Source organism: Pseudoalteromonas sp. SG43-8, from assembly GCF_014164245.1.
Lineage (GTDB): Bacteria > Pseudomonadota > Gammaproteobacteria > Enterobacterales > Alteromonadaceae > Pseudoalteromonas > Pseudoalteromonas distincta.
In genome coordinates, this window is the sequence record NZ_JACJEX010000004.1 from 224863 (window position 1) to 236991 (window position 12129).

Below are 12129 nucleotides of genomic sequence, written 5' to 3' on the forward strand. Positions count from 1 at the left end.
AAGTGCTTGATATATCATGCGCAAAAAAAGGTAAATATACAAATTGAACTCACAAATTTTACGTAAATTTACAAATAACAGATCAAACATGAACGCAGTTTAAACGTATGAAGAAAACGCGCACATAAACAACTGCTGTGCGCGTCGGTTGGGGAAGTTTTAAATATTAATTTTGCTCAAAGCGGGCTTCGAGCCAAGTATCATCTTGAGCAAAGTTTAAAGTTTTAATCTTACCTTTGCCCTCAACGTTTACCATATTTACCTGAGATGGCCATAAATCACGAAGTGCGCCATTACTCATTTTAATTCCTTCAATATTTTCAGGAATTGGTGCTTCTTGGTAAACCCAAAAAAACTTACCATCTACTTGTGCCCCTACAAAGCTAAGTGGTAAAGGTTCGCCACTTAACGTTTGTAGAGCAACATGCGATTCAACATACTTAGCAAAACGTTGTTGGTCGGCTTTATTACTAATAATATCGATTTTGCCTTTAAACAATGTTCCTACGGCGTGTTCGGTATCATGTAAATAAAAGCGATGCATTAATTCAACATTATGCGTTCGTTTATTAAAAAGCACGGTTGTAACTGACGACTTTAGTTGATGCGCCATACTTGGCGCAGCAACTAAAAGGCAAACAATAATAAGCAAAAAGCGCATTATTGCTGCTCCTCACCGTCATCCTTTTCGTCTTTCTTCTCATCAGTTTTAAGCTCAGTTTTAATATCTTGCATGATATCGCGACTTACTTTAGCTTTACTCTTTTCCTTTTTAAACACTTCAATACGTGAAGGAATAATACGACGAGGGTAGTTATTGTTTTCAACATCTACGTCAGCTGTTTCCCAGCCTGGGTCAACAGTAACTGATACAAGCGGTTTGTTTTTATCGGTAACAATCAGCTTCTGAACGTTTTTATAATTACGACGCCAAATTTCAGCAGGAATATAGCGCTCTTCTTTAGTGCCATCTTCATATGTTAGCTCTAATAGAATAGGCATTACCAAACCGCCAAGGTTTGAAAATTCCATAACGTAATAGTTTTTATCTTCTTCTAAAGCACGCTCAAGCGTTTTACGCTCCCACGGCTCTAAGCCTTTTAAAAACTTATTGTACGAGTTACGTTCTTTATTGGTTACAGTAAAACGGTCGTTTTCGTCATAAAAATCGGTAACATCAGAGTTTTTCTCAACCCATGTTTTTTTACCTTGTGCGCGGTTACGCTCAACAAATAATGAAGTAGGTTTGTCTGCTTCAATATCACGTAAACGGCTGTAATCAATATCAGGGTTTTTAGTGTCTAAACGTAGTTGATATACTTTATCTAAAGAGATATCTACATGGTCTGTGGTGTAAAACCAGCCACGCCAAAACCAGTCTAAATCAACACCAGAGGCTTCTTCCATTGTACGGAAAAAATCAGCTGGAGTAGGGCGCTTGTATTTCCAGCGCTGAGCATACTCTTTAAATGCAAAGTCGAATAAGTCACGACCTAAAATTACTTCACGTAAAATATTAAGGGCTGCTGCAGGTTTAGTATAAGCATTAGGACCTAAGCGTAATACACTGTCTGACTGAGTCATAACAGGTACTTGGTTTTCAGACTTCATGTAGCTCACTATATCGCGAGGCTCAACACCCCAAGGAATAGTAGGATCCCATTCACGACCAGCAACGCCATCTAAAAAGCTATTTAAGCCTTCATCCATCCACGTCCATTGGCGCTCATCTGAGTTAACAATCATTGGAAAGTAAATATGACCCACTTCATGAATAACTACGCCAAGTAAAAAGCGCTTTTCAGCTTGAGAATAAGTACGTGTACCATCATCTTGTAACTTAGTACGCGGGCCGTTAAAGGTAATCATTGGGTATTCCATACCGCCAACAGGGCCATTTACCGATTGCGCAGTTGGGTATGGGTAGTCAAAAGAATACTTAGAGTACACTTCCATTGTGTGTACTACCGCTTCAGTTGAGTACTTCTCCCATAAGTCACCACCTTCTTTAGGGAAGAACGACATTGCCATAACTAAAGGCTGAACGTCACCACCTTGCTGATAACCCTTTGCATCCCACATAAACTTACGAGACGACGCCCAGGCAAAGTCACGTACGTTTTGCGCTTTAAAGTGCCACGTTTTAGTTTTGTCGGTGCCTTCTTTTTCGTTTTCTAGCGCTTCTTCTGCGTTAACAATAAACACAGGACGCTTAGATGTTTCGGCTTGCTTTAAACGTTTACGCTGAGTACTTGTAAGTACTTTGCTCGCGTTATCAAGTTTACCTGTTGCCGATACAATGTGATCTGCCGGAACAGTAATCTCAACATCGTAATCACCAAACTCAAGCGTAAACTCACCAGAGCCTAAAAACGGCTTATTTGTCCATGCTTCGTAATCGGTATAAGCCGCTAAACGAGGAAACCACTGAGCAATTAAGAATATGTCGTTGCCGTCTTCTTCAAAGTGCTCGTAACCAGAACGTGCACCCACTGCATCTTCTTCAACAATGTTGAAGGCAAAGTTCATGCTAAATTCTACTTCTTTACCTGGTTTTAATGGCTCGTTTAAATCGATGCGCATTAAGGTATCAACTACAGTTACGCGTAGCTCTTTACCATCGTCATCTTTTACGCCACTGATTGTATAACCCAGTTCGTTGTCGCTCATAAATTGCTGACGACGTAATTCACCTAAACTTAATTTAGCGGGCTTTTGAGCTGGTAGGCTTTCTAAAGTGCTTTTAAACGTTTTAGTTGTTTCGGCAATTGAATCGCTTTTAAAAATATTTTGATCTAACTGTAACCATAAATATTTAAGCGTATGTGGTGAGTTATTTTTATATTCAATGCTTTGGCTACCGGTAATGCGGTGCTTTTTTTCATCTAGCTTCACATCAATATCGTAATTTACACGTTGCTGCCAGTATTTTTCACCTGGTTCGCCAGCGGCACTACGATATACATTGGGTGTAGGAAGTGCTTCGTCTAATTGACGAAATTTATCAACAAAAGAACCTTTTGTTTGCTCAACCGAAGACGCCATAGCTGCACTCGATATTGCGAATGGCAATACAAAAGCACTTAGCGTAAGACCTATTTTTTTCATTGTTAGTCCTAATATAATTTTGTGAGCGTACTTTGACAAATATACCAGTTAGCTTCAATAAATTAGCGACCAAGTACCGTATTTCTAGGGTGATGTTCACTTAATTTTTTAGATTGAAAAATACAATTATTTTGTAACAAAATACGAATAGATAAAAACTGTAAAGGGGGTTTACAAAATTGGGTTTTAATAATGGTTTTGATCAGTTAAATACAAAGTCCCAGAACTTAAAAAAATATCATTCACTTTATATATATTGCTAAAAAAGTATTGCTTTGGCATTACTAGGTAGACCATTAATCCTACGTATAAGTATTGCTAATTCGCAACAAGTAAAATGGCTTAAAAGCCCTTTCTACTGAACAAAAACACAGTGAAACGAGTAAATAATTGGCTCAAATATTGCCGAACTTCATTAATATTCGCTATTTATACGATAAATGACAAATAGTGTAATTTTAGGTTGATCTTTAGTGCTGTTTATATTTAAAATCGCCAACCTTTTTATTTGAGGCAAATAAATTCGTCACATTTATCCTCAAATTAATATCGATTACTAGCAAGAAATGCGGTGGGCTTATGGATTTTTACATCCTAAAAAAACAACAAGAACTAATTGCGATTCCAGCAAGTGAGAATAACTGTAAGCAGTATCTCGATTCGGGTTATTTTTATATCGATAAAGTAGCAGCGTGCAACGAAACTAATGCACTAAAGGCGCTACACGCAAAACAAACTAAAACGTTAAAAATTCCATTATTAATGGCACTTTTAGCATTACCGGTTGTTTTTTCAGCTTGGTACAGTTTAACCTAAGGTAATGCACGGCTTAGGCTTGCATCTTTAACTGCCTTGGGTATATTGGCGCTCTTACGGTTTTATTAAGAGCGCGACATGAAAGTCCTCCACACCTCAGATTGGCACCTTGGCCAACAATTTTACGAACACGATCGCCGTGTTGAACATCAAGCTTTTTTTACATGGTTATTAGCCACTCTTGTTGAACAACAAATAGACTTACTTTTAGTTGCGGGCGATATTTATCATACAGCGACTCCAAGTGCTAGCGCCGAAAATCAGCTTTATCAATTTATTAAAGACGCCAAAAAAGCATGCCCACTATTACACGTAGTGATTATTGCGGGTAACCACGACTCTGCAAATCGTATTTTGGCAGCTCAGCCATTACTTGCACAGTTTGATACTCACGTAGTAGGGCGCTTTGATGTCGCAACACCCGATGAAACTGTTATTACCATAAATACCAATGGTAAACGCGCTGTAATCGTCGCTATGCCATTTTTACGCGCAAGTGATGTAAGTTTACTTAGCCAAACCGAAAACGGTCCTAGTTATGCTCAAGGCGTTTCAAAAGCTTACGAGCTTGCACTAAAGCAAGCTCTTAATGAGAATGAGCAAAACTCACCATTAATAGTTATGGGGCATTTACACGCAAAAGGCGGGGACATTTCAAGTGATTCTGAGCGTAACTTAGTAATAGGTGGTGAAGAGTCTATTTCAGCCAATGTATTTGGTAAACAAGCCAACTACGTCGCTCTTGGGCACTTACACAAAGCGCAACAAGTCGCTAAAAGTGATGTTATTCGATACAGCGGCACACCTATCCCTATGTCGTTTTCAGAGCGTAACTATACGCACCAAGTAAATGTTGTTGAGTTTATTATTGATGAAAAACAACATATTAGTACAACTGTAAACCCCCTTTACATTCCGCGCTCTGCCGATGTAATTATTTTACCAAAAGGGGAATGCGTGCCATTAAATGAACTATGCGAGCAAATTAAAGCACTCGACACATCACAAAATACAGTAGCGCCTTATTTACGTGTAAAGCTTAAATCAAGCGATACCGACACCACCTTCAGAGAACAAATAGAACAAGCGCTTGAAGGTAAGCATATTAAATTTTGTGGTATTGAACGCGTACGCGAGCAATCAGCGCAAAATGACGACAACACCGTATTTGAAGATTTAAGCGAGGTTGAAATGCTCAACCCGCTTAACTTATTAGAACAAGCGTTCGCAAACGATAAAGATATGACAGGGCAAAGCGTACCCGATGAGCTAAAAGCACTTTTAAGTGACGTGATAAACGAGCTTACGGAGCAAGAACAACTATGAAAATAACCGCAGTTCGTATTCATAATTTAGCATCAATAGTTGATGCTGAAATAGACTTTACTCAAGCCCCATTAAAAGATGCAGGCTTATTTGCGATAACAGGCGATACCGGTGCTGGTAAAAGTACCTTTTTAGATGCCATTTGTTTAGCTCTTTATACAAAAACGGCGAGGCTGCGCGGTGATAAAGGTAACTTAATTGAGTTTAATGGCGACAGCATTAAGCTTAATGATGCGCGAAACTTGCTACGCAGAGGCACATGGGAAGGTTACGCCGAGGTCGACTTTTTAGGGCAAGATAAACAGCTTTATCGTGCACGTTATACAATTTCACGCACTCATAAAAAAGTAACAGGCAAACTTAAAGTAGCAGAGCACACATTAGTAACCCTGCCAGACGAAACCCTTATAGCTGACAAAAGCCACACAATAAAAGAAGTCGAGAGTAAAATAGGGCTTAACTTTGAGCAGTTCTCACGCGCCGTACTTTTAGCACAACATGAGTTTGCTGCATTTTTAAAAGCCACTGGCGATGAGCGAGCGCAGCTTTTAGAGTGTTTAACAGGCACCGATAAATTTAGCCGTATTGGCGTGCGTATTTTTGAGCGCCATAAAGAGCAAGTAGCAAAGCTTGAAGCGCTTAAAGCTGGCCTTGAAAGCTATACTTTGCTAACGAGCGATGAACTTGAGCTACAACAAACCAAGTTAACCGATTTAAAAGCGCAAACCGAACACACTAAAAAAGAGCTATCTAAAACCGAAAAAGCACTTAACTGGTATCAGCAAGCTACAGTGCTTGAGCAAAATTTACTGCAAGCACAGCAAACCCAGCAACAAGCAAGCTCAGAGCTCGAAAGTATCGTTGAGCAAAGCGAGCAGGCAAAACAAGCTAAACAAGCGCTTGAAATAAAAGATAACCGCAGCCGTTTTGCTCAATTAACCGATCAAAATACGGCGTTGGATCAGCAAATAACATCACTTAAAAGTGTTGATCATTTAGCGGTAATTAACGAGCGTAATACCGCGCTAGCTAAGCATACCGAGCTACTTCATAACGCCAATGAGCAAAAACAAAATGCAGCGCCTATTATAGCTAAAGCGAGAGAGCTCGATAGTAACATTGCCTTGCAAACTCAAGCTGTAAAAGGTACTGAGTCGCAAATAACCAAAGAGCAATCTCAGTTTGATGAGCTTAATTTGCAGCTTAAACAAAGTAATAACGAGCTGGAAATTGTTAAAGCCGACTCAACTAAAAGCCAGCAATGGCTTAATGAGCATGCACAGCTGCATGTTTTAGCAAAAGACTGGAGCTACTATCAGCAAAGCTTTAATACCTACTTAAATGCACAGCAGCAATTAAACGCAAATGCTGCGCAAAGCCAAACTCTTAATACCGAGCTTGCGGGTCAGAGTGAGCTTTTAAATACACAAAATAATAAAGTGCAGCAGTGCGAGGCGGCACTTAGTAGTGAGCAATCAACTTTACAGGCATTAAATACTCAGCTTAATGAATTTAATGCAGAGCACTGCGACGCGCAGTTAAAAAGTATTGATTACTTAAAAGAGCAGCGAGAGCGCTATAAGCAATTTAACGCAGAACTAAAACAAAGCACTCAACGCCAGAAAGTACTTAATCAGCAGTTAAATGAAAGTCAGCAAGCCCATGCTTTACTTAACCAAAATTTAATAACCAGTGAGCAAGCGCTTAAAGGCAACGAGTACGCACTTAACCAAGCGCGCTTAAGAGCCAGCGAAAACGTAGAGCATTTACGCACTGAGCTTCGCCCTAATGAGCCTTGCTTAGTATGCGGCGCCACCGAGCACCCGTACGCGGTAAACCAAAATCAGCAATTAAATAACTTAATTACTGATTTTGAAAATGCTTTTAATACCGCTAAAAAGCAATTTGAGCATGCACAAAGCGAGCTGCATAAGCATCAAACTCAACATGCCGTATTAACTGCTGAACACGGACAACTTGAGCAAATAATACAAACAGCAAAAGCTAAACAGCTCGACATTAAAAATACCATGCAAGGCGCACGCACAGAGCTTAACGACTTAACGCCTGATCAGCTTGAAGTAACTTATAAGCAGTTAACGGAGCAAAAAGCGCAATACTTTGAGCAGCAAAAGCGCCAGCGTACACTACAAACCAAAGTAAATGAGCTACAAGCAGCACTTAAAGCAGAGCAGCAAGTACAGCAGCAACTGAGTAATAAACACCTTGAGCTTACACACCAGCAAAACCAGTTAACGAGTAAACATAGCGAGCTAAGTGCGCAAATTAACGAGCTGGGTACAACGCTCAATAATCAATTTGAAAACAGTGATTTTTGGCAGCAATTACAAGCCAACACGCTTGAACTTAACGAGCTGCACGAGCAGGTTACGCAGTATCAGCAAACTCAAACGCAACTTGAGCAAAGCCAAAAGCGCCAAGACACAGTTAGTGAGCAAATAAAGCAGCTTACCCCGCTTGTTAGTAAAAGCGAGCAATCGTTAAAAGCACTTAATGAAGAGCTTGTAAAAGCTAAAGCGCTATTAGATGCTGTACAAAGTGAGCGCTTAGCTTTATTTAATAATGAGCAAATAAGCGCAGACGACTACCAAGCAAAACTCATAAGTGAGCAAGAGCAAAAGCAATCGCAGGTTCAAGCGAGTCAAAAAGCCTATGACGACGCTATAAAACAACGAGATGAGCACGCTATAACGCTTAAAAATGTAGAGCAACGCTTACTTGAAAATAGCCAAGAACTAGCAACACTTGAAGCACGTTACAACCAGTGGTTTACTGACTTTAAAGCGCAATACAGCGATGTAACGCACGAACAGGTCAAAATTTTACTAACGCTAAGTAGCGAGACTATAAAAGCGCATTTAACTCAGCATGAGCAGTTAACTCAAGCGTTAACAGATGCAAATGCCGCATTAAAACAGCAGCAACTTACCCTTGAAAAACACAACAGTAGCGATAAACCAACACAAAGTGCAGAGGCTTTAAGTACGCAATTAAGCAGCTTAAACGAGCAACAAACGCAGCTGCAAAATTCATTACTAGCAACTAATACCGCTATTGAGCAACACAACCAAAACGCAAAGGCGCTTGAAGGCAAACAAGCCGAGTTAACTACGCTTAAAACACAGGTAGAACAATGGCACTTGCTTAATAAAGTATTGGGCGATGCAACGGGTAAAACCATGCGTAACTTAGCACAAACACAAACGTTAAAAATATTACTGCACTATGCCAACAGCCATTTAAAAACACTCAACAAACGCTACGAATTAACCGCCATAGCGCAAACACTCGACATTGCTATTATCGACCGCGACATGGCCGACGAGCAACGCTCTGTTAATACGCTCTCGGGCGGTGAGTCATTTTTAGTATCGCTTGCGCTTGCACTTGGTTTAGCATCGCTTTCGTCTAACAAAGTACAAATCAATTCTTTGTTTATTGACGAAGGGTTTGGTACGTTAGACAGCGAAACCTTAAGCATTGCAATGGACGCTTTGGATTCTTTGCAAGCACAAGGCAGAAAAGTAGGCGTTATATCGCACGTAACACAAATGAGCGAGCGCGTAGCCACTCAAGTGCATGTAGCCAAAAAGCCAGGTGGATATTCCACAGTTGAAGTTTTATAAGCAACATTACTGAAAACAAGGAGATACAATGCCAACGTTTACAGACGAGCAAGCAACACAATACGATAGCCGTATAACCCGTTTAGTGCCTGGTTATGAATTATTACATCAGCTCACTAATACGCAGCTACAAGCAACACTAAGCGACAACGCACATATTTTGGTAGTTGGGGCTGGTACAGGCAAAGAAGTACTTGCACTGGCTGCACTAAACCCAACATGGCAATTTACCGTGCAAGATACATCAGCCGATATGCTTGCTATCGCACAGCAGCAATTTGATGAGCAAGGCATAACAAGCCGCGTAGATGTACATAATGGCCCCGTTGATAAGTTATCGGTTAAAGCCGATGCCGTTTTATGTTTATTAGTAATGCATTTTTTACAAGATAACGGCGATAAAAAAGAGTTATTAAAAGCAATTAAAGGAAGGCTTAAAAAAGACGCAAACCTTTATATTGCGGATTTAATGCGCCCCGAAACTTCATTTGAGCGCGAAGCCCAGCTTACAACGTGCGCGCAATTGGGTTTAACCGAAACCGGTAAAACACAAACAGGGCATGACTTAGAAAATGAGTTTTACCCGCTTGATAGAATGCGCTTTAGCGAACTGCTAAATGAGTGCAAATTTGGCATTCCGAAGCTGTATTTTAAAGCCTTAGGTTTTAGTGGGTATGTAGTTTAATTTATCTAGAAGAATGTGGCTTACACCACTGAACCGTGTGCTTATGGCGCGGTATTGTTTTACATTCTTTATTAGAATTTGCGCCTGACTCGCTAACATATTGCGAGCTTGGCGTTACATTGGCACAACCTGCAGCCAATAATATAGCAAATATTGGAATTAATTTTTTCATTTTACCACCGTTTTGAATATGTTTTTAAAGCGCTTTGCAGTTACTGTTAATGCAAAGCGCTTATTAATCTGCAAGCAAAGCTCACCTATCTGTTTGAAAGACTAAGCCAATTAAGCGTCTACAAAAATAACTTCGCCATTAATAAAACCATCAACCGAACGCTCAAACGCTTTACCTACAAGTTTGCCTGGTACTGGCTGAAAACCTGGCATCATTTCGCCATAAACGCCCCATGCTTCTTCAAGTACGGTAGGGTTTACCACATTAATACGTGTGCCTCGTGGCATTTCTAGTGATACGCATTTTGCAAACGTATCTATTGCGCCGCTGGTTGTTGCATCAGCAATTGCAAAAGGAATCGGCTTAACGTTTAAAATACCGCTAATTAGCGTAAATGAGCCGCCATCGGCAATGTACTTTTGACCAATGCGTACAAGGTTAATTTGCCCCATCATTTTGCTCATAATAGTACTCATCCACTGGGCTTCGCTCATATCTGCAAACGTTTCGTATTCACATAAACCTACGGTATTAACTACCGCATCAAAATGACCTACTTTTTCATACAGCTCAGTAATTGACTGTTCACTAGTAATATCAACAATATGATCTACATCGCCCGAGCGACCCGCCGTAATTACTTTGTGCTTAGTTAAGCCAGTTAATGCCGCTTGACCCATTTTCCTAGTGCGCCTATTAAAATTACTGTTTTCATTGTTTGCTCCAATCATTTGTTCACTTTAGTGTGTAGGAGCATAGTATGGGAGTACTTCAACAATGAAAAACAACCCTTTTATGTAAGTGATACCAAAATAATTGGTAATGTGGTACGTTCATTATGCTTAAACAACAAGGGCATTTGCATGAGTAAGTTAGACAGGCTAGATATAAAACAGCTACGTATTTTCCAAGCGCTGATTCGCGAAAAAAACGCATCAAAAGCGGCGAGTAAATTGGGCTTAACCCAGCAAGCAGTGAGTGAGCAACTTAAAAAGTTGCGTGATGTGTTTAACGACCAGTTGTTTTTAAGAAAAACTACCGGTTTTGTACCAACGCCTTATGCAGAGGAATTGTCGGTAGACATAGACAAGCTATTAAACGACTTTCAGGCACTATTAGCCCCTAAAATATTTGACCCAAAAACGGTTAGTGGTGCGTTTGTAATAGCCGCTACCGACTACGCACAACAAGTTGTTTTGCCTGCACTTGTAAAAGAGCTAAGAGAACAAGCGCCTAATTTAAAGCTAATAATAAGAGACTTTGAACTCGATAGTCTGCACGATTTAATGGAAAGCGGTAAAGTCGATTTAGCGATAGCTTTCCCTGACTATATTCCAAGTACTTACCCCATTATTAAACTGTTTGAAGAACAACACATTTGCGTTACTTCACCTAACTCATCAATAGCAGGGACACAACCAACGCTTGCGCAAATAGCCAGCTACCCAAGCATTATTGCCTCGCCTTCGCGTCCAAATTTTAAAGGCTCTATTGACGATTGGTTTAAAAGCTTTGATTTAACACGCAATGTTGTTGTATCGGCACCGTGTTTTTCTATTGTACCGATGTATCTAGAAACTACAGACTCCATTGCATTTTTACCCTCACGCGCAGTAAGCTCAGAGCTGGTAAAAATTGATTTGCAACAGTTACCAGCCCCGTTTGATGTAATAGCCGCGTGGCATCCGCGTTACAGTAAAAATCCGCTGCATAAATGGGTGGTATCAAAGCTGGTTGTTGAGTGAAAAAATATGTGTTTAATTTCACTACACACGCTTACAACTTCTGACAGATACAAACAAAGCTCTCACATATTTTTTATGCTCTGATGCTTATTATTTCCCTATTAAATGATTAAAAGGGAAATCAACATGAAAAAGTATCTTATAGCGGTATTGCTACTCTCAGGTTGCGCGTCACAAGGGGTTGACCGTAACAACCAAAACAAAATAGTTAAGCGTTACTATGCATCGGTAGAATCTATGCAATACGTAACACTTTCATCAGAAGTAGGCACAGGCATAGCAGCAGGCGCTGGGTTTGGCTTTGTAGACAGCTTAGATGGTAACACTGAAGAAATAGTAGGCGGAGCCATAATTGGCGGCTTAATAGGAGGATTATTTACCGCATTATTTGAAGGCGGTAATGACGCCTATCAATATGAATTATACGCTGCCAACGAAGGTGAATTTACTGTAATTCAAAAGCAAAAACTCGATAAAAATACGCAATGTGTAGCCGTAACTGCAGGCGATAAAGTAAAACTTGAACCTGTTGATAAGCAATACTGCGAAAACAGCTCAAATGTGCACAAAAAAACTGATATTGCTCTATAGCAGTATCAGTTTTTATAGGTCGGTTAAGCGAAGCGCCAC

General features: G+C 40.1%; 9 protein-coding genes and 1 pseudogene. 6 read left to right on the plus strand and 4 right to left on the minus strand.

Annotated elements, in window-relative coordinates; genetic code table 11:
- Positions 1-166: 166 nt before the first annotated feature.
- Positions 167-661 carry a DUF6702 family protein gene (locus H5122_RS10435; protein ID WP_024609288.1) on the minus strand — a complete coding sequence of 165 codons (495 nt, stop codon included), beginning with the start codon at positions 659-661 and terminating at the stop codon, positions 167-169.
- Entirely contained in the window at positions 661-3108 is a 2448-nt protein-coding gene (locus tag H5122_RS10440; protein ID WP_024592705.1) for a M1 family metallopeptidase, read from the minus strand. The genes H5122_RS10435 and H5122_RS10440 overlap by 1 nt, the downstream gene beginning before the upstream one ends.
- A 579-nt stretch (positions 3109-3687) precedes the next feature.
- Between H5122_RS10440 and H5122_RS10445 the strand changes: the two genes are divergently transcribed.
- The 4 genes from H5122_RS10445 to H5122_RS10460 all read left to right on the plus strand — a co-directional run bounded on the left by H5122_RS10445 (position 3688) and on the right by H5122_RS10460 (position 9582).
- A complete protein-coding gene (locus H5122_RS10445) occupies positions 3688-3924 on the plus strand; it encodes a hypothetical protein (RefSeq protein WP_002959190.1) in 237 nt (78 codons plus the stop codon).
- A 78-nt stretch (positions 3925-4002) separates the two neighbouring features.
- Positions 4003-5250, plus strand: a complete 1248-nt coding sequence (locus H5122_RS10450) for an exonuclease SbcCD subunit D C-terminal domain-containing protein (protein WP_182681901.1) — start codon at positions 4003-4005, stop codon at positions 5248-5250.
- On the plus strand, positions 5247-8897 hold the full coding sequence (locus tag H5122_RS10455) for an SbcC/MukB-like Walker B domain-containing protein (protein WP_182681900.1): 3651 nt from the start codon (positions 5247-5249) through the stop codon (positions 8895-8897). Before H5122_RS10450 ends, H5122_RS10455 begins: the two co-directional genes overlap by 4 nt.
- A gap of 28 nt (positions 8898-8925) precedes the next feature.
- A complete protein-coding gene (locus H5122_RS10460; protein WP_182681899.1) occupies positions 8926-9582 on the plus strand; it encodes a class I SAM-dependent methyltransferase in 657 nt (218 codons plus the stop codon).
- Position 9583: 1 nt separating this feature from the next.
- Here the strand turns inward: H5122_RS10460 and H5122_RS10465 are convergent, their stop codons facing one another.
- Complete coding sequence (locus H5122_RS10465) at positions 9584-9754, minus strand: hypothetical protein (protein ID WP_182681898.1); 171 nt, start codon at positions 9752-9754, stop codon at positions 9584-9586.
- 110 nt (positions 9755-9864) lie between these two features.
- Positions 9865-10469 (minus strand): annotated as a pseudogene (locus H5122_RS10470) (short chain dehydrogenase).
- A gap of 148 nt (positions 10470-10617) precedes the next feature.
- On the opposite strand from H5122_RS10470, the gene H5122_RS10475 reads away from it, so the two are divergent.
- Positions 10618-11499 (plus strand): LysR family transcriptional regulator, encoded by an 882-nt coding sequence (locus H5122_RS10475; RefSeq protein WP_182673094.1) that lies wholly within the window; start codon positions 10618-10620, stop codon positions 11497-11499.
- A 126-nt stretch (positions 11500-11625) separates the two neighbouring features.
- Positions 11626-12090 (plus strand): hypothetical protein, encoded by a 465-nt coding sequence (locus H5122_RS10480; RefSeq protein ID WP_182681897.1) that lies wholly within the window; start codon positions 11626-11628, stop codon positions 12088-12090.
- The last annotated feature ends 39 nt before the right edge of the window (positions 12091-12129 follow it).